The organism is Streptomyces sp. NPDC048111 (genome assembly GCF_043202815.1).
Classification (GTDB): Bacteria; Actinomycetota; Actinomycetes; order Streptomycetales; family Streptomycetaceae; genus Streptomyces.
This window is the reverse complement of the sequence record NZ_JBIDBD010000027.1, coordinates 1-22,176: the sequence shown is the minus strand read 5'-3', so window position 1 is coordinate 22,176 and position 22,176 is coordinate 1. Positions and strand designations below refer to the sequence as shown.

Sequence of the window (22,176 nt, the reverse complement as noted above, 5' to 3'; positions counted from 1 at the left end):
GCGACGCCGGGGCCACGAGGGCACGCACGCAGCGGGGGCGCACGAGGGCATTTCCCTCCGTGCGCCCTTTTTGCTGCGCGCTAACTGCAAATGACCGGCCATTCGCGACATCTCCCACTATGGTGCAGATGTGCCCCGCCAATTGGGAGAGCTGGAAGACGCCGTCATGACCCGGGTCTGGCAGTGGAACCGCCCGGTGACCGTCCGGGAAGTCCTCGAAGACCTTCAGCAGGAACGGTCCATCGCGTACACCACGGTCATGACCGTTATGGACAATCTCCATCAGAAGGGCTGGGTCCGCAGGGAAGTCGACGGGCGGGCCTATCGATATACGGCGGTCTCCACCCGGGCCGCCTACGCCGCGGCGCTGATGAACGAAGCCTGGTCCCAGAGCGACAACCGGGCCGCCGCGCTCGTCGCCTTCTTCGGCATGATGTCCCCCGAGGAGCGCGAAGCGCTGCGCGACGCCGTCCGCATGGTGCAGGAACCGGAACCCGAACGGGACCGCGAAGCGACCGAACAGGGATCCGAAGAGGGCGATGCGTCCGGCGGCGGGGCGGGGCGATAGCGTCCAGGCATGTCTTATCCCGCCGCGAATGCGGTCACCGTCCGCCGGGCCAGGACCGGTGATGTGCCGGCCGTGCGAAGCCTTCTCGACGCGTACGTCGGGGACGGGATCCTGCTCGACAAAGCAACGGTCACGCTTTACGAGTCCATCCAGGAGTTCTGGGTGGCGGAACGCGACTCGGACGCCCGGGTGGTGGGCTGCGGGGCGCTGCACGTGATGTGGGAAGACCTCGCCGAAGTGCGCACTCTCGCGGTCGACCCCGAGTTCCACGGCACCGGCATCGGACATCTCGTGCTGGGCAAGCTCCTCGGTACGGCCCGCTGGCTCGGAGTGCGGCGGGTTTTCTGCCTCACCTTCGAAGTCGACTTCTTCGCGAAGCACGGCTTCACCGAGATCGGCGAGACTCCGGTCGATACCGTCGACACGGATGTCTACAGCGAGCTGCTGCGCTCCTATGACGAGGGCGTCGCGGAGTTCCTCGGTCTCGAACGAGTGAAGCCGAACACCTTGGGCAACACCCGGATGCTTCTGCACCTGTGATCGGGGAACCGGCGGGAAGCTGTCGGAACCCTATGTCCGAATCGCGTACGTTTCCCGCGGGCCAAGGATCCTGAACCTCTCCAGGGGGTTTGTGTTTTCCAGGCAAAAGCGGTTTCCTTTCCGCGTACTGCATTTTCGATGAAAGGAAATCCGGTGGCACAGAAGGTTCAGGTCCTTCTTGTCGATGACCTCGACGGTGGCGAGGCTGACGAGACCGTGACGTTCGCTCTTGACGGGAAGAGCTTCGAGATCGACCTCACCACCGCCAACGCGGACAAGCTCCGGGGTCTCCTCGAGCCCTACGTGAAGAGCGGCCGGCGTACCGGTGGCCGTGCGGCGGGCGGGCGCGGCAAGGCCCGTGGCGCGCTGCTCGGCACCGGCAACCAGAACACCGCCGAGATCCGCAAGTGGGCCAAGGAGCAGGGTTACAACGTGAACGACCGCGGACGCGTCCCGGCCGAAATCCGGGAAGCCTACGAGAAGCAGAACGGCTGAGTTCCCGCGTTCCCCGTACTGTCCGGGGATTTCGCGTGGAACAGCCGGGCCCGGTGGCATTCCGTGGCCGCCGCGGCCACCAGCCTCACCAGGCTGAGGCCCGCGGCGCGACCGCTCCGCACGGTCCGCGAGGCGCCGGAGGCCCCCTCTTCGCCGGCGCCACCGCACTGCGCGAATCCGGTGATGGCGGGCAGCCGTTCCTCGACCCGGCACCCGGGCTCGGGGGGTCGCAGCCACACGGCGGCCCCCCGCGGGCCGGTCCAGCCGGGCGGTACCGGGGCCGTGACGCGGCCTCCGGCGCCGATGGCCCGCAGGTCGAGGGCGACCCCGCCCCATTCCAGCCAGTCGAGCAGCCCGGGCAGCTCGTCGGCGCTGCCGGCCGCGACCAGCAGCCGCATCCGGCGTCCCATCAGGGCGACGGGACCCGTCGGCTCGTACCGCTCGAGCAGTGCGCGCCCCGCGCTCGCCGGCAGGTCGAGCACGTCGAAGCGCAGGCCGGTGAGCAGCTGGACCGGCGGCCCCGCGGAAACGGCCCAGCCGAGCGCGCGCTCGTACCACTGCGCGAGGGAGCCATCCAGGGATGCGCGGGGCTGCGGGACGGTGAGGGCCATGCCCGGAGCAACTGGAGAAACGGCCCGGGGTTACGCTGGGTTCCCGAACGACCGCACTGTGTCGTGCATTTCGGAGGCTCCAGGGGTGGAGGCGGGCGCAAGGCTGTTCGCCCGTAGCTTACGGAAACGGGGTCTTCGGCATGGAGTGTCAGTCCGGGCGGGTAAGACATTCCTAGTGGGGAGGGGCGACACGCTCGTCAGGCGGTCTCACGTTCGCCATCGGCGTACTGGAGACAGGGCTATCTGTCTGGCCTGCGGGAACATCGTCTCGCACCATCGGGTTGGAGCAGTTGTCGGCTGTTCGGGCCGGGAGGCATTGAACGGGTGTCGGCAGTTGGAATGAGCTGTCCCGCCCTGCGGGACTAGCATGCGGAAGGACAGGGAGGGGACCGCCCCCTAACTGCCCGACCGCTCTGAGGAGCGATTAACGATGTTCGAGAGGTTCACCGACCGCGCGCGGCGGGTTGTCGTCCTGGCTCAGGAAGAAGCCCGGATGCTCAACCACAACTACATCGGCACCGAGCACATCCTCCTGGGCCTGATCCACGAGGGTGAGGGTGTCGCCGCTAAGGCCCTGGAGAGCCTCGGGATTTCGCTCGAGGCGGTCCGCCAGCAGGTGGAGGAAATCATCGGCCAGGGCCAGCAGGCCCCGTCCGGGCACATTCCCTTCACCCCTCGCGCCAAGAAGGTCCTGGAGCTTTCGCTCCGCGAGGCCCTCCAGCTCGGCCACAACTACATCGGCACCGAGCACATCCTGCTCGGCCTGATCCGCGAGGGCGAGGGCGTCGCCGCCCAGGTCCTCGTGAAGCTGGGCGCCGATCTCAACCGGGTGCGGCAGCAGGTCATCCAGCTGCTCTCCGGCTACCAGGGCAAGGAAGCCGCCACCGCCGGCGGCCCTGCGGAGGGCACGCCCTCCACGTCCCTGGTGCTCGATCAGTTCGGCCGCAACCTGACGCAGGCCGCTCGCGAATCCAAGCTCGACCCGGTCATCGGGCGCGAGAAGGAGATCGAGCGCGTGATGCAGGTCCTGTCGCGCCGCACCAAGAACAACCCGGTCCTCATCGGCGAGCCCGGCGTCGGCAAGACCGCCGTCGTCGAGGGCCTGGCCCAGGCGATCGTCAAGGGCGAGGTGCCCGAGACGCTCAAGGACAAGCACCTCTACACGCTGGACCTCGGCGCCCTGGTCGCCGGCTCCCGCTACCGCGGTGACTTCGAGGAGCGCCTGAAGAAGGTCCTCAAGGAGATCCGCACCCGCGGCGACATCATCCTGTTCATCGACGAGCTCCACACCCTGGTGGGTGCGGGCGCCGCCGAGGGCGCGATCGACGCGGCGAGCATCCTGAAGCCGATGCTGGCCCGCGGTGAGCTCCAGACCATCGGTGCCACCACGCTCGACGAGTACCGCAAGCACCTGGAGAAGGACGCGGCCCTTGAGCGCCGCTTCCAGCCCATCCAGGTCGCCGAGCCGTCGCTGCCGCACACCATCGAGATCCTCAAGGGTCTGCGCGACCGCTACGAGGCCCACCACCGCGTCTCGATCACGGACGAGGCCCTCGTCCAGGCCGCGACGCTGGCCGACCGGTACATCTCGGACCGCTTCCTGCCGGACAAGGCGATCGACCTGATCGACGAGGCCGGCTCCCGGATGCGCATCCGCCGGATGACCGCGCCGCCGGACCTCCGCGAGTTCGACGAGAAGATCGCGGGCGTGCGCCGCGACAAGGAGTCGGCCATCGACTCCCAGGACTTCGAGAAGGCGGCCTCTCTCCGCGACAAGGAGAAGCAGCTGCTCGCCGCGAAGGCCAAGCGCGAGAAGGAGTGGAAGGCCGGCGACATGGACGTCGTCGCCGAGGTCGACGGCGAGCTGATCGCCGAGGTGCTGGCCACGGCCACGGGCATCCCGGTCTTCAAGCTCACCGAGGAGGAGTCCTCGCGGCTGCTCCGCATGGAGGACGAGCTGCACAAGCGCGTCATCGGCCAGAAGGACGCCATCAAGGCGCTCTCGCAGGCGATCCGTCGTACGCGTGCCGGTCTGAAGGACCCGAAGCGTCCCGGTGGTTCGTTCATCTTCGCCGGCCCGTCCGGCGTCGGTAAGACCGAGCTGTCCAAGACGCTGGCGGAATTCCTCTTCGGCGACGAGGACGCGCTGATCTCCCTCGACATGTCGGAGTTCAGCGAGAAGCACACGGTTTCCCGCCTCTTCGGTTCGCCCCCCGGCTACGTGGGTTACGAAGAGGGCGGCCAGCTCACCGAGAAGGTGCGCCGCAAGCCGTTCTCCGTCGTCCTGTTCGACGAGGTCGAGAAGGCCCACCCCGATATCTTCAATTCCCTGCTCCAGATTCTGGAAGACGGTCGTCTGACCGACTCCCAGGGCCGGGTCGTGGACTTCAAGAACACGGTCATCATCATGACGACCAACCTCGGGACGCGGGACATCTCCAAGGGCTTCAACCTGGGCTTCGCCGCCCAGGGTGACGTCAAGACCGGCTACGAGCGCATGAAGGCCAAGGTCAACGAGGAGCTGAAGCAGCACTTCCGCCCCGAGTTCCTCAACCGTGTCGACGACACGGTGGTCTTCCACCAGCTCACCGAGGAAGACATCATCCAGATCGTCGACCTCATGATCGCCAAGGTGGACGAGCGCCTCAAGGACCGCGACATGGGCATCGAGCTCAATGCCGAGGCCAAGTCGCTGCTCGCCAAGAAGGGCTACGACCCGATCATGGGTGCCCGGCCGCTGCGCCGGACCATCCAGCGGGAGATCGAGGACATCCTCTCCGAGAAGATCCTCTTCGGTGAGCTGCGCCCCGGTCACATCGTGGTCATCGGCACCGAGGGCGAGGGTGAGGAGAAGAAGTTCACCTTCCGCGGCGAGGAGAAGTCGGCGCTGCCCGACGTCCCCCCGATCGAGGACGCGGCCGCCGGCGGCGGTCCGAACCTGAGCAAGGAGGCGTAGTCCTCCTCGGAGGTCTCGCCCCCGGCACGGCCTGAAGCACGAAGGGGCTGCCCCGGCCCGTACACCACGTACGGACCGGGGCAGCCCCTTTCGTCATGCCGCCGGTGGCGCGAGCGGGCCGCCGTTGACGGTGACGGTGAGGCCGGGGCGGCGCAGCAGGGCGCCCGGGTTCCAGGAGCCCGCCTGTACGGTGCCGACCGCGAGGTCCACCGTGGTGAGGGCCGGGAAGGCGGCGAGCACCGCGCCGAGGTCGCCGTCGGAGTTGGCGAGCCACAGGTCGAGGTGGCGCACGCTCGGCAACGGGGCGACCCCGGTCAGCGCGGCCACCGAGCTCAGGGCGACGCCGAGCCGGGTGATCGCGGGCCGCCCCCGTACGTAGGCCAGCAGCCGGCGGGTGGTCGCCGACGAGGAGGGCGCGAGTTCCAGGTAGTCCAGGGCGGGCCAGCGGCTCAGCGCGTCGAAGCCGGCGACCTGGTCGGCCTCCAGGTGCAGGGTGGTGACGTTCCTCAGGACCGGGAGCTGGCCCAGGTGCAGATCGGTGCTGGAGCCGAACAGCAGGGTCTTGAGCGCCGGGGCCTCGCCGAGCGGGCCGAGGTCGACCTCCTGCGCCGACAGGTCGAGCAGACCGAGCGAGCCGAGCCGGGGCAGCCGGGCGAGCTGGGTGAGGTCGCGCAGCGCCGAACCGCGCAGCACCTCCAGGTCTTCGAGGCGCTCCGCGCTGTCCCGCAGGAAGGCGAGGTCGGCCAGGCGCTCGGTGCCGTTCAGACGCAGCGCGGTCACCTCGCGTCCGCGCAGCGCGGTGTGCAGCTCGTCGGTGCTGAGGTCGGGCGGCAGGGTGATCCACAGCCGGCGGGCGCCGGGCACGTGCGGGAGCTGGGCGAGCTGCCAGCGGGTCTCCACGTGCAGCCGCACCTCGCGCAGGTCGAGGGGGGCCAGCACCTCGCGGGCGTAGCGCTCGGCGGGGTAGCGCGACCACTCGGTGGCGAACAGGTCGACGGCGCCCGGGTGGGCCGCCGACCAGGCCCGGGCGTGCTCGACGGCCTCCCCGTTGCCGACCCGGCTGATGAGGGCGACGACGTGCGCGAGGGCCTCGGGCGAGGCCGAGCCGGGGTCCGGCAGATGCCCCAGCACGGAGGGGCCGAGGCGGGCGAGCAGGGTCACGGTCTCCAGGTCGCGGGGCGGCAGCAGCGCCGCGATGTGCTCGCGGACCCGGCGCGCGGTGGTCTCGTCCAGGTACGCCGCGTGCTGGGCGCAGCGCGCCGCCAGTACGTGGATCTTGGCCTTGTCCTGGTGGGCGCGCCGGCGCGAGCCCGCGTCCAGCAGGCCGTTGACGAGGACGGGACGGTCGCGGCGCCCGCAGTGCCCGGCGGCCAGCAGGATCACGTCCTGCCACTGCTGCTCCTCGGAGGCGTGCCGCAGCAGTTCGCCGAGGTGGCCGTCCTCCACGAACTCCTTGGCGGCGAGGAAGTCCTGGAAGGTGCGGTGGGTGAACTGGAAGACGTCGTCGGCGCGTTCCTGGAGCAGTCCGCTGCGGTTGAGCAGATGGCGCAGGACGTCCTCGGGGGCGCCCTGGACGCGGACGTTCTCCATGCCGGAAAGGGCCCGCTTGATCTGGCGCAGCGCCTGGTCGCGGGAGAACTCCGACTGGCCCTCGCGCACCAGCCACACCGCGATCCGCTGGAGCAGCTCGGTGCACTCCTCGGCGCTGATCTCGATGCCTTCGGGCGCCTCCACCTTGCGCTGCTGGTCGCGGTTGCCGAGCAGCATCCGCAGCGCCGCCTCGTACAGTTTCCAGCGGGTGTCGGGCAAGAAGCCCTGGCGCAGCCGGTGCAGGGCGCAGATGACCGCGCACAGCAGCGGGGTGCGGGCCAGTCCCCTCAGGGTGCTGTTCTGCTTGAACTGCTCGGACAGGTCGCGCTCCAGCTCGTCCAGGTCCTCGTGCGGGCCGCTGTCGAGACGGGCCGCGCGGTGCCAGGCCGCGATGAAGGCGGTGATGTCCTCGTCGTTCATCGGCAGCAGCCGCAGCTCCTCGAAACCCGCGTACTTCAGCCAGTCCGGCTCGACCGCCATCGGCCGCACCGTCACCACACAGCGGGTGCGCGGATAGCGGTCCAGGAGCGCGGCGAGCCAGCGGTGGGCCTCCTCGCGGTCCTCCTGGGGCACCTCGTCGAGCCCGTCCACCAGGAGCAGCGCCTGCCCGGTCTTCAGGACGCGTCCGGCCCAGCCCTCGGGTGCCGCGTCCACCACGAGGCGTGCGGCGGTGGGGAGTTGGGCGGGCAGCGGGAAGGTGGCGCCCTGGGCGCGCAGGGTGCGCAGCGGCACCACGAACGGGACCAGCGCGTTGAGGTCGGCGAGACCGGGGCCCAGGCGCCCGGCCGCCGCGTGCGCGGCCAGCCACCACACCAGCGTGGTCTTGCCCGCGCCGGCCTCGCCCCGGATGAGGACGCGCGGGCGCGAGGCGAGCAGGGCGTCGATGCGCTGCGGGGCGCTGTCCATCAGGGGGCGGTTCGCCTGCGGGGGCTCGGTGGCCTTCGGTCTCGCCTCCAGGCTGAGATAGGCGGTGTCCAGGTCCCACTCGGAGTCCCGCTTGTTCAGCTCGTCCAGGCCGAAGATCTTCGTCTTGCGGTACGAGGCGCCGATGGCCTCCGCGTACTCCTGCTCGTAGCGCTGGTCCTCCGGGGGCACGCCGGTGACCAGTTCCAGGGTGGGCAGCGAGGCCAGGGTCGCGAAGGCGGCGCGAAAGCCGGGGGAGGCGAAGATGCCCCGCAGCGGTACGCACACCACCCTGCGGTGGCCGCGCCCGCGCGGGATCTCCTTGACCAGGCCGAGCAGGGTGGCCGCCGCGAACAACGGCGCCCCCGACAGGCCCGCGAGCGGTGAGCTGCCGTCGGCGCGCTCGGTGGCCGGGGGCCGGTGCAGCTCGCAGACCAGGTCGTCGCGCAGGCTGCCCGCGACCGGCAGTACGGTGCCCACGAACTGGTCGTAGTCCAGGTGGTGATCGGCGCCGTAGCGCTGGATGTCGGGGAAGCCGATGATCTCGCAGCCGGGCAGTGACTGCGCGGTGTCCACGGTGCCGAGCCGCAGCATCCCCGGCAGCAGCTCCTCGCCGCCGTAGATGAGCGCCGCGTCCAACTCCGCGTCCTGCCACAGAACTTGGCCGCTCACCTCGCCGATGGACGGATGGGCCAGACGGACCGGTGCGGTGTCCGCCAGATTGTGCGCACAGGTCAGCACGAGCCACGGGGACACGATGACCCCGCTGCCCTGGCGGGCGTCCGAGAGCACGGCCACGACCCGGTCCGCGGTCGTGGGCGGCGTGCTCACCGCGGCCCGGCCGCGAAGCCGCCGCCCGGCCGGTCGTTGCCGACCCTCCAGGCGGCGCCGCCCGCGGCTGCCTGTGGCGTCAGGGTGAAGGACACCTTGTGGGTGCGGCCGGTGAGGCGCCCGGCGTCCGCCCCCGCGTCCACGACCCAGGCCCGCACCTTGGCGCCGCCCTTGACCTCCTTGCGGAGTTCGAGGGTGAACTCCATCTGGATGGCGCCGAGTTCGAAGACCAGCGGCCCGGTGGCCCGGGCGGCGGCCTCGGTGAGCTGGTCGCGTACGGACTCGATGGCGTCGGCCAGTTCGATCCCGTCGAAAGCGTGCGTGTCGTCGGTCATGGCTCCCCCTTGCTGCCACCCCAAGTGTCGCTCTGCACACGGCAGTTGGGACAGGGGTCTGCTCATTCCGGGCCGGGCTGCCCGGCGGGGAACGGCCGGCCGGCCACGGTGATCTGCACGCCCGGCGCCAGGGCGTCCGCCCCGTGCAGCTCATGGACGCGGGAGTCGAAGTGCACCGCCCCCAGGTCCTCCAGGGCGGCCAGCGGACTGACGTCGGGCTCCTCCGCCGAACCGGCGACGACCAGCACCCGCAGCCGCGGGAAGAGCTCGGGGATCCGGGCGAGCGCGACCGGCGGCAGGCTGTCGTGGAGCAGCGCGACCCGCAGCCGCTCCAGGCGGGCCGACGGAGGGGCCAGGGCCACCGAGCGCCCGGTGAGCGCCAGCATGCGCAGCGCGGGCAGCCGGTCGATGCCGGTCCACTCGGCCTTGGTGCGGGGGCTGTTCGCGGCGCCCAGGTGCAGGGTGCTCAGCAGCGGGTAGCGGGCCAGCGCGCCGAGGCCGCCCGCGGGCCGGGTGGCCCCGCGCAGGTTCAGCTTGCGCAGCGGGGCCCGGGCGGGGAGATCGGCCGACTCCCAGCGCCAGCCGCTGCTTTCGAGGGAGAGCGTGAGGGTGTCGAGCCGGTCGAGGGAGGCGAGGAACGCCGGGTCGATGCCGCGCGCGGCGTCCAGGGACAGGCTGCGCAGGGGCAGTCCGGCCAGCTGGGACAGATCGGTCAGGAGCGGGCACGCGCTGAGCGTCAGCTCGGTCAGTCCGTCCTGGCCCGCGAGGAACGCCAGGTCGCGCAGGACGGTGTTGTTGCGCAGCCGCAGGCCGGTGAGCCGGGCCCGCGCGGCATAGGCGGCCAGGGCCCGGCCGGACAGGCCGTTGCGGGCCTCAAGGAGGGGGCGGGTGCCCAGCTCCCCGAGGGCGGCGAGCTGCTCCTCGGAGGCGGCGCAGAAGTACAGGTCGGCCGGGTCGAGCCGGGCGATCACCTCGTCCGCGTACTGCTGGGTGTCGAACCGGGGCCAGGACCAGGCGAGTTGGGTGCGCACGCGCAGATCGGGATGGCCGGCGAAGCGGGCCATGAAGGGGATCGCGCGCTCGGAGCCGGTGAGGGAGGCGGCCGTCACGACGTGCTCGGCGGTGTCCGCGGCCAGCCGGTCGGGGCCGGGCAGCAGATCGAGGATCAGCGGACCCGCCTTGGCCAGCGCCTGGGCGGCCTGGCCGCTGAGCGGAGGGATGAGCCCGACGGTGCGCCGCTCCACCTCGGCGCGCACCCGCGGGTCGAGCTCCGGGGCGTGCTCCAGGCAGGTCGCGGCCAGCATGTGCACCCGCATGCGCACCGCGGGCGACTCGTGGCGGTCGCCGTGGACGAGCAACTCCGAGAACAGCTCGGCCCGTTCACGGGGCCGCGCGTGGGCGACCGCCATGCGTACGACGTCCTCCCACTGGTCGTCCCCGGCGTGCAGCACCAGCTCGCCCCAGGCGCCCTCCTCGACCGCGGCCCGGGCGCCCAGGAAGTCCTGGAAGGTGCGGTGCACGAACTCCACGGTTTCGGGGCCCGGTTCGCGCAGCAGGCCGCTGCGGTGCAGGAAGTGGGTGTAGACGGCCGGCGCGTCGCCGATACGGGCGATCTCGGGGATCGCCGGCAGCAGATCGCCGATGATCCGCTCCGCGCGCGAACGGTCCATCTCGGTCCGGCCGTTGCGGATCAGCCAGTACGCGATCCGCTGGAGCAGCTGGAGCTGCGGCTCCTCGCGCAGCTCGGGCAGTCCGCTCATGCTGCGCTCGCGGTCGCGACGGGTCAGGAGCATGGTGAGGGCCGCGTCGTACAGGTCCTTGCGGCCGTACGGCAGGAAGCCGCGGCGGTCGCGGTGCAGGGCGCAGATCAGCCCGCACATCAGCGGATTGGTCGCGAGCCGGCCGAGGTCGGGCTTGGTGCGTACGGAGTCGAGGAGCTGGGCCTCGTAGGCCGTGAGCAGCGCGTCCTCGTCCGTGCGGCCCTCGCCGGCGGTGACGCCGGAGCGGGCGGCGGTGTGCCAGCGGCCGATGAACGCGGCCACGTCGGCCGGGCTCATGGTGGACAGGGTGAGCTCGGTGAAGTCCTCGTCGGCGAGCCAGTCGTCCCGCACGGCCGAGGGCCGCGAGGTGACGAGCCAGCGGTTGCCGGGGTAGGTGGCGACGAGGTCGCCGAGCCAGGTGCGGGCCCGGGCCCGTTCGGCGTCCGGGATCTCGTCGATGCCGTCCACCAGGACCAGGGCCCGGCCCGCCGACAGCACCCGGGACTCCCAGCCGGGCGGCTGCTCGCCGGCCAGCGGGGAGCCGGCCGCGGTGAGGAAGTGCCGGGGGGCGGGCAGCCGTTCGCCGTGCCGGGTCAGGGTGCGCAGCGGCAGCACGAAGGGGATGCGGTCGCGCAGATACGTCATCCGGCCGTCGTTGCCCCCGGTGTCCTGGCGGGCGGCCGAGACGGCGAGCCACTGCACCAGGGTGGTCTTGCCCGAGCCCGCCTCGCCGCGCAGCAGGACCCGCTCGTGGTCGGCGAGCGCCTGGTCGGCGGGCATCGGCAGACAGCGCGTCGAGGGCTCGGCCGTGCGCTCGGGGAAGCGGCCGATGCGGGCGGCGAGCAGGGCCGGGTGCTGCTCGTAGCGGACGGCCGAGGAGCGCAGCTGCTCGGAGAGCCCGGCGCGCGGCGCGACCGCGGTCGCCTCCAGGCTCAGGTAGGCGGCGTCCAGCGGCCAGGTGCCGGGGGAGTTGGTGAGGTCGATGCCGTAGATGGTCAGCTTGCCGTGGGTGCGGGCGACCTGGGCGAGGTGGCGGCGCTCGAACGCGCCGTCGCGCGCGTCCGCCCGCGCGGTGCGTGTCATCAACTCGTCCATCTGGGCGCCGAGTTGGGCCTGGCGGCGGGTCTGCTGGACGAGGGTGGCCGGGACGAACGTGGTGCGCTGGGTGAAGAAGTGCAGGATGTGCAGACAGGTGGCGAGCAGCAGGCGGTCGTAGAAGTGGGCGGCGTCCGCCGAGAGGTGGCGCTCGGGGTGCCCGCCCGCCCGGCGCAGTTCGCCGGCCAGTGCCCCGGGGCCGAGTGCGACCGCCTCGACGTCGTCGAGGGTCAGCTCGCCCAGCGCGGACAGGGTGGCGGTGAGGGCGTCGACCACGGCCGGTACCTCGTCGGCGGGCACGGCCCGCTCGCCGGTGCGCAGCCCCTCCTCGACCAGGGCCGCCGCGAGCTTGCGCAGGTCCCGCTCGGACAGGGTGCGTTTCTCGCCGCGGAAGGAGACGTAGCCGGAGATCCGGACCGGGCGGTCGACCAGGCCCGCGCCCGGCCCCTCGCTCACGAAGAGCTTCTTCACCAGCGGGCCGACGGTGCTGGACGCGAGCCTGAGGCCGATCTGCGCGAAATCCACGACACGTCAGCCTAGCGACGGGCGCGGGACCTTGGTCCCGAATCGGACAGGCCGTGGTCCGGGACCCGGTGACAAGGCGCACAGCCCCCGGGGCCCCTACTAGGCGGGCTAGGACTCATACGCCACGTATCGGACGTATTCCCTGCCTGATCGTTACGGCTTTCGTTAGTAGATGGGCGTTTTGAGTCGAGATGGGGGTTCGAGTTACCAAGGTGAGGCCGACCCGGTGTGCCGCTGTGCGCGCCGGGTCCGTGCATGCCGCCGGACCCCGGAGCCCGTGTCTCCCTCGGTGGCGATCCCTGTCGCCGTAAGGAAGAGCTTTCGCATGCCCCAGCGCACCCCGTCCACCACCACCCGTCGCCCCGCCCTCCGCCTGCGGGCCGCGGCCGTCTCCGCCGTCGCCGCCGGCATGGGAGCGGCCACGCTCCTCGGCACCGGTGTCGCGGTCGCCGACGGAGTGAGTGCGGCGCCGCTCGCCACCACCGCCACCACCACGAGCGCCGTGGCCTCCCAGGCCAAGGCGCAGGCCACGGCCGCCGCCGCGGTCAAGAAGGCCGCCGCCGCCAAGGCCGTCTCCTGGGTCCACCCGGTCTCGCACTACACGCTGAGCGCGAGCTTCGGCCGGGGCGGCTCGATGTGGTCGCACAAGCACTCCGGCCAGGACTTCGCGGTGCCCAGCGGCACGCCGGTCTCGGCCGTGCACGGCGGCACCGTCGTCAAGGCCGGCCCGGTCGGCGCCGGTGACGGCCCCGCGTACGGCAACGCGATCGTGATCCGGCACGCCAACAACACGTACTCGCAGTACGCCCACCTGTCGAAGATCAACGTACGGATCGGCCAGAGCGTGGCCACCGGTCAGCGGATCGCGCTCTCCGGCAACACCGGCAACTCCAGCGGCCCGCACCTGCACTTCGAGATCCGCACGACGCCGAACTACGGCTCGGCCGTCAATCCGGTGGCCTTCCTGCGGACGGTCGGCATCACCGTCTGACCGGGCGCGGCCTACCGGCCGCGCGAGTGGTGATGGGCCTGGGTCACCAGGTCACTGGCGACCTCCAGGACGCTCAGGCGCTTCTCCTCGGGTTCGCCCTCCATGTCCTTGAGGACGAACATCCCGGCGTGCATCGAGAACAGCGCCGTGAAGCAGCGGATCCGGTCGGTCATCGGGGCGTCCGGATCCTTCAGCAGGTCGACCATCGCGTGCATCCGCTCCTTGAACATCTCGCCGATGCTCAGCTCGCGCATGGTCGCCTGGTTCTCCTGCATGAAGCGGAACAGCGGCTCGGCCCCGAACAGGGCCTCGCTGTAGCGGCGCAGGATCTCCAGTTTGACGTCGAGGGTGTGCGGCTGGGTGCGCCCCCACTCGATCACCTCGTCCATGGGCCTCGTGAGGTCCTGGAAGAGGCTGATGATGATGTCTTCCTTGGTTTTGAAGTGGTAGTAGAGCGCGGCCTTCGTCACGTCGAGGCGCTCGGCGATCTCGCGCAGCGAGGTCTTCTCGTACCCCTGCTCGCCGAAGAGCTCCAGGGCGACGTCCTGGATCCGCTGGCGGGTGTTTCCTCTGGCCATGCCTGCTCTCCCGAATGCGTACGGACGCCGTCCCCCGGCGTCCGCGCCGTTCATCATTTACTTACTTGACGCCCGGCTAGTTGGGGTCTACCTTCCCCAGTGTAGTGGTAACTAGCCGGGCGACAAGTAAGTAGCTCTCCCGGTGGACGGCAGGCTTCAGGGAGTTGGGGACGATGGCTACGGGGATACCGGACGAGAAGACAGTGGGCGCGGGGGTGAAGGACGAGCCGCAGCCCCGCAGCGTGCGCGTCGTCCTGCTCGCGCTCATGATCGCGATGCTGCTCGCCATGCTCGACAACATGATCGTGAACACGGCGATGCCGACGATCGTGGGCGAGCTCGGCGGACTCGAGCACCTGTCCTGGGTGGTGACCGCCTACACCCTGGCCACGGCCGCGTCCACCCCGATCTGGGGCAAGCTCGGCGACATGTACGGGCGCAAGGGCGCCTTCCTGACCTCCATCGCGATCTTCCTGCTCGGCTCCGCGCTCAGCGGCATGGCGCAGGACATGAGCCAGCTCATCGGCTTCCGTGCGATCCAGGGCCTCGGCGCGGGCGGCCTCATGGTCGGCGTCATGGCGATCATCGGTGACCTCATCCCGCCCCGCGAGCGCGGCAAGTACCAGGGCATGATGGCCGGCGTCATGGCGCTCGCCATGATCGGCGGCCCGCTCGTCGGCGGCGCCATCACCGACCACCTCGGCTGGCGCTGGACGTTCTACATCAACATCCCGCTGGGCGCGGTCGCGCTCGCCATGGTCACCGCGGTGCTGCACCTGCCCAAGAAGCGGGCGTCCGGACGGATCGACTACCTCGGCACGATCCTGCTGACCGTGGGCATCACCTCGATCGTCCTGGTCACCACGTGGGGCGGCTCGCAGTACGCCTGGGGCTCGGCGATCATCATGGAGCTCATCGCGCTCGGCGTCGTCTCGATCGTCGGCTTCCTCTTCGTCGAGACGAAGGCCGCCGAGCCGATCCTGCCGCTGCACATCTTCCGCAACCGCAACTTCTCGCTCATGTCCGGGATCGGCTTCCTCACCGGCTTCGTGATGTTCGGCGCGATGCTGTTCCTGCCGCTGTACCAGCAGTCCGTGCAGGGTGCCTCCGCCACCAACTCCGGCCTGCTGCTCCTGCCGATGCTGCTCTCGATGATGGCCGTCTCGCTGATCGCGGGCCGGGTCACCACCAACAGCGGCAAGTACAAGATCTTCCCGATCATGGGCGGCGCGCTCGTGGTGATCGGCCTGTTCCTGCTCTCCACGATGGACACCACCACGACGCGCTTCATGTCCGGCGTCTACATGGCGGTGCTCGGCGCCGGCATGGGCTTCCTGATGCAGATCACGATGCTGGTCGCGCAGAACAGCGTCGAGATGAAGGACATGGGCGTGGCCTCCTCCTCCACGACCCTCTTCCGCACCCTCGGCTCGTCGTTCGGCGTCTCGATCATGGGCGCGATCTTCACCAACCGGGTCGGCGACGAGATGGTGCACCGCCTCGGCGCGGGCGCGGGCAAGCTCGGCTCGGCCCAGCTGGACCACGCGAGCCTGCTGAAGCTGCCGGAGCCGGTCCGTGAGGCGTACCAGTACGCGGTGTCCTCCGGGACGCACGGGACGTTCCTGGTCGGCTCGGTGATCGCGGTGGCGATGTTCGTGGCGGCGTTCTTCGTGAAGGAGGTCCCGCTGCGCGGGGCCGCCCCGGGGGCCGGCAAGGACGCTGCCGCGGCCGAGGTGCAGATGGTCGAGCCCGCGGTGTAGATGAGGGGCCGGCCCGGGCGGCAGCACGCCCCGGCCGGCCCGTCCGGGGTCCGCGCGCCCCGGGGCCCCCGGAGTCGGTCAGCCGCCCGGGGGCTTCGTGCTCGGGGGCTGGGTGGCGAAGGTGCCGGTGTTGGTGGGGGCGTGCTCCGGCAGCCAGAGGACGGCGATGGCGCCACCCACACCGACCCCTTCCGGCGCCGCATTGCGGAACGTCAGCCGGGCCCCCAGCACCTTCGCCTGCCCCGCCGCGATCGTCAGACCCAGCCCGTGCCCGTTCCCGGCCCGGTCGCTCGACCCGGTGCGGAACCGGCTCGGCCCCTCGCGCAGCAGCGCCTCGGGGAACCCGGCCCCGTGGTCGCGGACCCGCACCACCCGTCCCTCGACGGTGACCTCCACGGGCCCCCCGCCGTGCTTGGCCGCGTTGCCGAGCAGGTTGCCCAGGATCCGCTCCAGGCGGCGCGGGTCGGTGGAGACCCACGACTCGTGCACGACCCGCACCTTCGCCTCGGGGTCGAACGCCGCGACCCGGCGGCTCACGAACTCGCCCAGCGCGATGTCCTGCAGCTCCGCCCGCTCGGACGCGCTGTCCAGACGGGCGACCTCCAGCACGTCCTCGACCAGCGTCCGCATGGCCTGCGCCCGGTTGCGCACCAGCTCGGTGGGGCGGCCCGGCGGCAGCAGCTCGGCCGCGGTGAGCAGCCCGGTGACGGGTGTGCGCAGCTCGTGCGCGATGTCCGCGGTGACCCGGCGCTCCGCCTCGATGCGTTCCTGCAGCGCGTCCGTGAGCGCGTCGACCGCGCGGGCCAGCTCGTCCGTCTCGTCGCGTACGACACCGCCGATGGCGTCCCGTACCCGTACATCGGTGTTGCCCTCGGCGACCCTGCCCGCCGCGTCCGCCGCCTTGCGCAGCCGGCGCGAGATCTGGCCGCCGATCAGGATGCCCAGCGCGCAGCCGCCGAAGACGACCGCGACCGAGCCGATGACCAGGGCGCGGTCGAGGTCGGCCATCACGTTGGAGCTGCGGTCGGTGAACGTGGAATGCAGCGACAGGACGTCGCCGTTGCCGACCGGGACGGCCGCCCAGATGTCGGGCGGCCCGCTGCCGCGCTCCTGCACCGAGGAGACCTTGCGGCCCTGGAGCGCCTTGGCCTTGAGCGCGGGCGGCAGGGCGGGATCGTTCAGCTTGGTGCCGAAGCGGACCCGCTTGTTGCTGGTCTCGTAGTAGTTCTGCGCGAAGGTGAGCCGTTCCATCTGCACTTCGCGGGCGTTGTCGAGCATCGAGACGCGGGCGGCGTTGTGCACGACGAGGCTCAGCGCCATGACGGTGAGCGCACCGACCGCGGTGATCGCGATGCTGATCTTCCAGCGGACCCCGGTACGCAGGGCGGGACGCCTCACTTGGCCCTCACGCCTTGAGCTTGTAGCCGAAGCCACGCACGGTCTCGATCCGGTCCTGCCCGATCTTGGTGCGCAGCCGCTGTACGTGCACGTCCACCACCCGGGTGTCGCCGCCCCAGCCGTAGTCCCACACCCGCTCCAGGAGCTTGTCGCGGGACAGGACCGTGCCGGGGGCCGAGGAGAATTCGAGCAGCAGACGCATCTCGGTGGGCGTCAGGCCGACGGGGTCACCGCCCTTGCGCACCTCCATGCCCTCCGTGTCGATCTCGATGTCGCCGAAGGCGAGCACCCCGCGCTCGGGCGCCTCGTCGGGCGTCTCCAGCGCGGCGCCGGGCCCGCCCGCGTGCCCGAACCGGCGCAGCACCGCACGGATCCGGGCGACCAGGACGGCGCCGTCGAACGGCTTGGTGACGTAGTCGTCCGCGCCGGCCTCCAGGCCGAGGACGACGTCGATGGAGTCGGCGCGCGCGGAGAGCATGATGACCGGCACGGTCGACTCGTCGCGGATGCGGCGGCACAGGCTGACGCCGTCCAGGCCCGGCAGCATCACGTCCAGCAGGGCGATGTCCGGCCGGTCGGCGCGGAACGCCTCCAGACCGGAGAGCCCGTCGGGCATGGCGGTCACGGTGAAGCCGTCCCGCTCCAGGGCGAGTTGGGTGGCTTCCCGGATGACGTCGTCGTCCTCGACGAACAGGACATGGGTCTCGGCCATCGCGCTGCTCTCTCAGTTCTCCGGCGGTCTCTTGCCGCGCCCGGCGCGGTACCGCGGCGGCCGGGCGCAGTACTCAGTCTGCGGCATGGCCGCCGCGCCGACCGCCGCCCGGGGGTCGGGTCAGGGAGTGGTGGGGGCGGGAGCGCTGGTCCCGCTGCCGTCGACGGCCTTGCTGTAGTCGTTCTCCACCTGGTCCTGCTGGGCGAACTTGCCGTTCGCGCCGCCCGACCAGCGATACGTCGTGACGACCTCGCTGGACGCGAAGGACGGTTTGTCGCCGGGCGCGTACATCTGCCGGGTGACCACCAGGTCGCCCCGGTCGATCTCGGCGTACACCGGCGTCTCCTCGGCGGTGAAGACGTTGTCGTACGAGGAGCCGGACGCGCGGTAGACGTAGGCGCCGAGGCCGACCGCGTCCGAGCAGTTCATGACGTTCACGATGACGTCCTGGCCGGTCGCGCCGGTCAGGTGCCCGTACGTCACGTCGATGGGGTACTCGCTCTTGGTGCAGGGCTTGAGCTGGGCCTTGACCCGGGTGCTCACCTTCGGGTCGGCCTTGAGCAGCCGCACCGGGTCGACCTTGTTGAACGGGGCGGGCGAGGACGCGCTCGGCGTGGGCGTGGCGTGGGCGACCTTGTCGGACCGCGGGGCCTCGCCCTCGTCGCGGGTGCCGGTGCCGCCGGTGGAGCAGCCGGCCACCAACAGCCCGAGGGCGGAGAGCCCGGCCAGTGCCGTGGTCCCCGCCGTCACACCTCTTCCGCCGTGCCTGTTCAGGCCGCGCACCGCTCCCGCCCCTTTACGTCGCCCGTGTAACCGTGCTCCAGCGCACGGAAGTCCAGCTCGCGGCTCTCCAGCTCCTGGCGGAGCCGGGCCAGCGCCCGGTGCAGCGTGCTCTTGACGGTGCCCGCCGACATCCCGAGGGCCGCGGCCGTCTCCTCGGTGCTCATCTGCTCCCAGTGTCGCAGCACGACGACGCTGCGCTGCTTGGGGGCCAGCACCTTCAGGACGTCCATCAGCAGGGCGCGGTCGGCGCGCTGCTCGGAGCCGTCCTCGACCCGGGCGTCGGGCAGCTGCTCGGTCGGCACCTCTTCGAGCTTGCGGGCCCGCCACCACTCGGTCCGGGTGTTGATCATGACGCGGCGCAGGTAGGCGTCGGCAAGCGTCTTGTCGGCGATGCCGTCCCAGCGTCCGTACGTACGCGCCAGCGCGGTCTGCAGCAGGTCCTGCGCGTCCACCGGGTCCGGAACGAGCCGCCGGGCACTGCGCAGCAGCGCGTCCTGCCGGGTGCGTACGTACTCCTCGAACTCAAGCACCTCGCCCTGCGCCATACCCAACCGCCTCCGTCGTCCCCGTGAGCTGGTCCCGCTCGTCCTGCTGGTCGCTTACCGGAATGAAGCTACGGAGGACTTGTCACGGGGCTGTGCGGAGCAGCCGTCGGCCGACGCACGGAGAGCCATCGGTTGTGTAACAGCCGAGGTTTACCGCCGTTTTCCAGGGGTAAGGCCGCTCATTCGGACGTTACGGACACAGCCGGGCATGGCTTGACGAACCGTCAGGACCGGGACCGCCAGGGTCGGACCCGCCGGGGTTGGAGCTGCCTGGGCGGGAGTCGTCAGGACCGGAGCTGTCAGGACTGGCGCTGCCGGGACCGGAGCTGTCCGGGCCGGAGTCGTCAGGACTGGGGCAGCCGGTAGAAGCCGCCCTCCAGCGGCTCGACCAGACCGTCGGCCACCAGCCCGTCCAACGCCCTGGCCCGCTGCACCGGTTCATGCCAGACCGCGTCGAGCGCGGAAGCCGGCACCGCGCCGGTCGCGTCCCTGAGCACCGCGAGCAGCCGGCCGCGCACCTGGCGGTCGGTGCCCGCGTACGTCTGGCCGCGCCGGGCCGGACCCTGGTGCGCGGGCTTGCCGGCCAGCCGCCAGGCGCACTGCGCGGCGATCGGGCAGCGCGCGCACGTCTCGTTCTTGGCCGTGCAGACCAGCGCGCCGAGTTCCATGGAGGCCGCCGCCCAGCGGGCCGCCGTCGTCTCGTCCTCGGGCAGCAGCGCGCGGGCCAGCCGCCGCTCGGCCGCGGTGGTCGCCGTCGGCGGGTACTGCACTCCGGAGACGGCCCGGGCGAACACCCGGCGCACATTGGTGTCGAGGACCGCGTGGCGCTGCCCGTACGCGAACGAGGCGACCGCGGCCGCCGTGTACTCGCCGATGCCGGGCAGCGCGAGCAGCTGGGCGTGGTCGGCCGGTACGTCACCGCCGTGCCGCTCCGTTATGGCCAGCGCCGCGCCGTGCAGCCGCAGCGCGCGGCGCGGGTAGCCGAGGCGGCCCCAGGCGCGGACCGCCTCGCCGGGCGCTTCCGCGGCCAGGTCGGCAGGCCGCGGCCAGCGCGCGAGCCACTGCTCGTACACCGGCAGGACCCGGCTGACCGGGGTCTGCTGGAGCATGAACTCGCTGACCATCACGCCCCAGGCGCCCGCCTCGGGGCGTCGCCAGGGCAGGTCGCGGGCGTGTTCGCCGAACCATCCGATGACGGATTCGTGCAGTACGGCGGGCTCGGTCGCCCGGGGCGCGGACGAGGACGGGGCGGGGGACACGGTGGGCATCGTCGGCAGAATGTTCATCGCAGGGCCGATCCTGGCATGTTCGGGTCCGAAGGGGGGCGCGCGGTGGCCCTCAGCGGCGTGCGTGCTGCCTGGCGTGCATACGTGCGCCGGGTCCGGTGAACCAGGCGACCGCGGCGATGTCGCTGTGGCGCATCGACTCGGCGAGCGCCCGCACCGGCCGGGTGCCCGCCTTCACCACGACCAGCGCGATCACGGTGCCGAGCACCAGGCCGACCGCCACGTCGTGGGGGTAGTGCACCCCGACGAAGACGCGCGAGAACGCCATCGCCAGGGCCAGGGGCACGGTGAGCAGCCAGATCCGCGACCAGGCGAGCGCGAGGGCGACGGCCGCCGCGCCCGCGATCGTGGAGTGGTTCGAGGGGAACGACCAGTCGCCGTGCGCGGGACAGGCGATCAGCGAGGCCGCCGCGCCCGCCACCGCCCGGCAGGGCCGCTCCTCGTCGATCAGCGACTTCATCACCTCGCTGCACACGTACGCGACGGCCGTCGCCACGGGCGCGAGCAGGGCGAGGGCGAACGACGTCGTGTCCCGGCGCCGGGCCCGCCACCAGGCGCAGACGAACAGCACGCCGAACACGAGCAGGCCGAGCTCCGTCCAGACCTCGACGAAGCTCTGCACCCAGGACGGCATGTCGTGGGCGAAGTCGGTGATGTTGCGGTAGAGCTCACTATCCATGGTGACCGACAGTATGAATCATGGCGAGGGGGTGACCACGAGTCGGCCGCCGGGTGACGGCCGCATCACGGAACGGGGCGCTCCGTGATGATGATCCGGAAAACTTGCGCGCGGTGGCGGCGGGTGGGGCGGGAGTTGGCGTCGATCTCTCGTAAGGTTCGGTGCGTGGGATCTCTGCGCAATCCGGTCGGGCCGCTTCCCTCCTCCATCTACTGGCGACGGAGGGCAGTCGCGCTGTCCCTGCTCGCGCTGATCGCCGTCCTCGTCCTATGGGTCGTCACGTCCGGCGGCGGGGGCAAGCACAACGGCGGCAGCGAGAAGGGCCCCAACCCCACACAGTCCATCACCCCCGGCCCCTCGGGCTCGGGCCCCGCCATCAGCACGGCCCCGGGCGGCCGCGACGAGTCCGGCGGTACGGGGGGCTCCGGCGGTTCCGGGGGCGCCGGGGCCGGCTCGGGCGGCTCCAACTCCGGTGACGGGGGCGGGAGTACGGGTTCGGGCGGCTCGGGGGGCTCCGACTCCGGCTCGGGGAGCGGCAGTTCGGGTGGCGGCGGCAGTTCCGGCAGCCGGGTGCCGGCCGACTCCACCGTGCCGACCTGTGCGCCGGGCTCGCTGACCCTGACCCTGCGCACCACGAAGACGTCGTACGCGCCCGGGGACAAGCCGCGCATCGAGATCGTGCTCAAGAACAACGCGGCGTCGGCGTGCAAGGCGGATCTCGGGCCCAAGGGGGCGGTGCTGACGGTGACGTCCACCGCGAACGACCGCGTGTGGTCGTCGGACGACTGTCCCTCGGGGGACCCCGCGCTCTTCTTCCAGGTGCCCGGGGGGTCCTCGATCACGCACGCGGTGGACTGGGATCGGGCGAAGTCGGTGCCTGGGTGTGCGACGGCGCCGGCCGGGGTGGTGCCGCCCGGCACGTACCTCCTGGAGGCCCACCTCCCCGGCCTCCCGGTAGCGAGGGCATCGCTGGCCCTGTCCAAGGATTAGCCCCCACCCCGCCCCTCCCCGAAACCCGCCGGGGGCCCATACGGCTGCGGCCCGCGGATGCCTTTTGCGCAGTTCCCCGCGCCCCTTGGCTCCGCGGTCGGGTGCGGGTCGTGGTCGCTTCTCGCGCAGTTCCCCGCGCCCCTCAACTGCCCGGTGCTGGCCCGCATCGGGGCATTTCAGCCCGTCCGGCGTTTGAGGACGAGCGCCGTTCAGGCGCGATGGGGGGTTCGGGGGCGCAGCCCCTG

At 71.5% G+C, this 22,176-nt stretch carries 18 protein-coding genes; 7 read left to right on the top strand and 11 right to left on the bottom strand.

Annotated elements, in window-relative coordinates:
* Positions 1-130 precede the first annotated feature (130 nt).
* The 3 genes from ACGF3I_RS29035 (at position 131) to ACGF3I_RS29025 (ending at position 1,603) form a co-directional block, all read left to right on the top strand.
* Positions 131-568 carry a BlaI/MecI/CopY family transcriptional regulator gene (locus tag ACGF3I_RS29035; RefSeq protein ID WP_393137103.1) on the top strand — a complete coding sequence of 146 codons (438 nt, stop codon included), beginning with the start codon at positions 131-133 and terminating at the stop codon, positions 566-568.
* Between the two features lie 9 nt (positions 569-577).
* Positions 578-1,108, top strand: coding sequence for an amino-acid N-acetyltransferase (locus ACGF3I_RS29030; RefSeq protein WP_393137101.1), 531 nt, complete (start codon positions 578-580; stop codon positions 1,106-1,108).
* 153 nt (positions 1,109-1,261) lie between these two features.
* Positions 1,262-1,603 (top strand): Lsr2 family protein, encoded by a 342-nt coding sequence (locus tag ACGF3I_RS29025; protein ID WP_053729112.1) that lies wholly within the window; start codon positions 1,262-1,264, stop codon positions 1,601-1,603.
* Here the strand turns inward: ACGF3I_RS29025 and ACGF3I_RS29020 are convergent.
* Positions 1,582-2,214 carry an SCO3374 family protein gene (locus tag ACGF3I_RS29020; protein ID WP_393137099.1) on the bottom strand — a complete coding sequence of 211 codons (633 nt, stop codon included), beginning with the start codon at positions 2,212-2,214 and terminating at the stop codon, positions 1,582-1,584. The genes ACGF3I_RS29025 and ACGF3I_RS29020 overlap by 22 nt on opposite strands.
* Before the next feature lie 430 nt (positions 2,215-2,644).
* Between ACGF3I_RS29020 and ACGF3I_RS29015 the strand changes: the two genes are divergently transcribed.
* Positions 2,645-5,170, top strand: coding sequence for an ATP-dependent Clp protease ATP-binding subunit (locus tag ACGF3I_RS29015; RefSeq protein ID WP_393137097.1), 2,526 nt, complete (start codon positions 2,645-2,647; stop codon positions 5,168-5,170).
* A 93-nt stretch (positions 5,171-5,263) separates the two neighbouring features.
* Here the strand turns inward: ACGF3I_RS29015 and ACGF3I_RS29010 are convergent, their stop codons facing one another.
* From ACGF3I_RS29010 to ACGF3I_RS29000, 3 genes are all read right to left on the bottom strand, one after another.
* A complete protein-coding gene (locus tag ACGF3I_RS29010; protein WP_393137095.1) occupies positions 5,264-8,494 on the bottom strand; it encodes an NACHT domain-containing protein in 3,231 nt (1,076 codons plus the stop codon).
* Positions 8,491-8,829 carry a trypco2 family protein gene (locus ACGF3I_RS29005; RefSeq protein ID WP_393137093.1) on the bottom strand — a complete coding sequence of 113 codons (339 nt, stop codon included), beginning with the start codon at positions 8,827-8,829 and terminating at the stop codon, positions 8,491-8,493. Before ACGF3I_RS29005 ends, ACGF3I_RS29010 begins: the two co-directional genes overlap by 4 nt.
* A 62-nt stretch (positions 8,830-8,891) precedes the next feature.
* On the bottom strand, positions 8,892-12,209 hold the full coding sequence (locus ACGF3I_RS29000; RefSeq protein WP_393137091.1) for an NACHT domain-containing protein: 3,318 nt from the start codon (positions 12,207-12,209) through the stop codon (positions 8,892-8,894).
* A gap of 325 nt (positions 12,210-12,534) precedes the next feature.
* Here ACGF3I_RS29000 and ACGF3I_RS28995 point away from each other — a divergent pair, with 325 nt between their 5' ends.
* Positions 12,535-13,200 carry a M23 family metallopeptidase gene (locus tag ACGF3I_RS28995; protein WP_393137089.1) on the top strand — a complete coding sequence of 222 codons (666 nt, stop codon included), beginning with the start codon at positions 12,535-12,537 and terminating at the stop codon, positions 13,198-13,200.
* 11 nt (positions 13,201-13,211) lie between these two features.
* Here ACGF3I_RS28995 and ACGF3I_RS28990 read toward each other — a convergent pair whose 3' ends face one another.
* Positions 13,212-13,778, bottom strand: coding sequence for a TetR/AcrR family transcriptional regulator (locus tag ACGF3I_RS28990; RefSeq protein WP_393137087.1), 567 nt, complete (start codon positions 13,776-13,778; stop codon positions 13,212-13,214).
* Between the two features lie 173 nt (positions 13,779-13,951).
* Here ACGF3I_RS28990 and ACGF3I_RS28985 point away from each other — a divergent pair, with 173 nt between their 5' ends.
* A complete protein-coding gene (locus ACGF3I_RS28985) occupies positions 13,952-15,538 on the top strand; it encodes an MDR family MFS transporter (RefSeq protein ID WP_393137085.1) in 1,587 nt (528 codons plus the stop codon).
* Positions 15,539-15,616: 78 nt separating this feature from the next.
* Here ACGF3I_RS28985 and cseC read toward each other — a convergent pair whose 3' ends face one another.
* The 6 genes from cseC to ACGF3I_RS28955 form a co-directional block, all read right to left on the bottom strand.
* A complete protein-coding gene (cseC, locus tag ACGF3I_RS28980) occupies positions 15,617-16,936 on the bottom strand; it encodes a two-component system sensor histidine kinase CseC (protein WP_393137083.1) in 1,320 nt (439 codons plus the stop codon).
* Positions 16,937-16,943: 7 nt separating this feature from the next.
* A complete protein-coding gene (gene cseB, locus ACGF3I_RS28975) occupies positions 16,944-17,648 on the bottom strand; it encodes a two-component system response regulator CseB (RefSeq protein ID WP_393137081.1) in 705 nt (234 codons plus the stop codon).
* Between the two features lie 120 nt (positions 17,649-17,768).
* Complete coding sequence (locus tag ACGF3I_RS28970; protein WP_393137079.1) at positions 17,769-18,398, bottom strand: hypothetical protein; 630 nt, start codon at positions 18,396-18,398, stop codon at positions 17,769-17,771.
* A gap of 20 nt (positions 18,399-18,418) precedes the next feature.
* Positions 18,419-18,976, bottom strand: coding sequence for a SigE family RNA polymerase sigma factor (locus ACGF3I_RS28965; RefSeq protein WP_267058697.1), 558 nt, complete (start codon positions 18,974-18,976; stop codon positions 18,419-18,421).
* A 344-nt stretch (positions 18,977-19,320) separates the two neighbouring features.
* Complete coding sequence (locus tag ACGF3I_RS28960; RefSeq protein WP_393137077.1) at positions 19,321-20,262, bottom strand: A/G-specific adenine glycosylase; 942 nt, start codon at positions 20,260-20,262, stop codon at positions 19,321-19,323.
* Positions 20,263-20,314: 52 nt separating this feature from the next.
* Entirely contained in the window at positions 20,315-20,941 is a 627-nt protein-coding gene (locus ACGF3I_RS28955; RefSeq protein ID WP_393137075.1) for a phosphatase PAP2 family protein, read from the bottom strand.
* A gap of 165 nt (positions 20,942-21,106) precedes the next feature.
* Between ACGF3I_RS28955 and ACGF3I_RS28950 the strand changes: the two genes are divergently transcribed.
* Entirely contained in the window at positions 21,107-21,931 is an 825-nt protein-coding gene (locus tag ACGF3I_RS28950; protein WP_393137073.1) for a hypothetical protein, read from the top strand.
* The last annotated feature ends 245 nt before the right edge of the window (positions 21,932-22,176 follow it).

Excerpts from the sequence above, each read along its gene's own strand:
- ACGF3I_RS29030 (WP_393137101.1), top strand. The coding sequence starts at position 578 with ATGTCTTATCCCGCCGCGAATGCGGTCACCGTCCGCCGGGCCAGGACC.
- ACGF3I_RS29020 (WP_393137099.1), bottom strand. The coding sequence starts at position 2,214 with ATGGCCCTCACCGTCCCGCAGCCCCGCGCATCCCTGGATGGCTCCCTC.
- ACGF3I_RS29015 (WP_393137097.1), top strand. The coding sequence starts at position 2,645 with ATGTTCGAGAGGTTCACCGACCGCGCGCGGCGGGTTGTCGTCCTGGCT.
- ACGF3I_RS29005 (WP_393137093.1), bottom strand. The coding sequence starts at position 8,829 with ATGACCGACGACACGCACGCTTTCGACGGGATCGAACTGGCCGACGCC.
- ACGF3I_RS28995 (WP_393137089.1), top strand. The coding sequence starts at position 12,535 with ATGCCCCAGCGCACCCCGTCCACCACCACCCGTCGCCCCGCCCTCCGC.
- ACGF3I_RS28990 (WP_393137087.1), bottom strand. The coding sequence starts at position 13,778 with ATGGCCAGAGGAAACACCCGCCAGCGGATCCAGGACGTCGCCCTGGAG.
- ACGF3I_RS28985 (WP_393137085.1), top strand. The coding sequence starts at position 13,952 with ATGGCTACGGGGATACCGGACGAGAAGACAGTGGGCGCGGGGGTGAAG.
- cseB (WP_393137081.1), bottom strand. The coding sequence starts at position 17,648 with ATGGCCGAGACCCATGTCCTGTTCGTCGAGGACGACGACGTCATCCGG.
- ACGF3I_RS28965 (WP_267058697.1), bottom strand. The coding sequence starts at position 18,976 with ATGGCGCAGGGCGAGGTGCTTGAGTTCGAGGAGTACGTACGCACCCGG.
- ACGF3I_RS28960 (WP_393137077.1), bottom strand. The coding sequence starts at position 20,262 with ATGAACATTCTGCCGACGATGCCCACCGTGTCCCCCGCCCCGTCCTCG.
- ACGF3I_RS28955 (WP_393137075.1), bottom strand. The coding sequence starts at position 20,941 with ATGGATAGTGAGCTCTACCGCAACATCACCGACTTCGCCCACGACATG.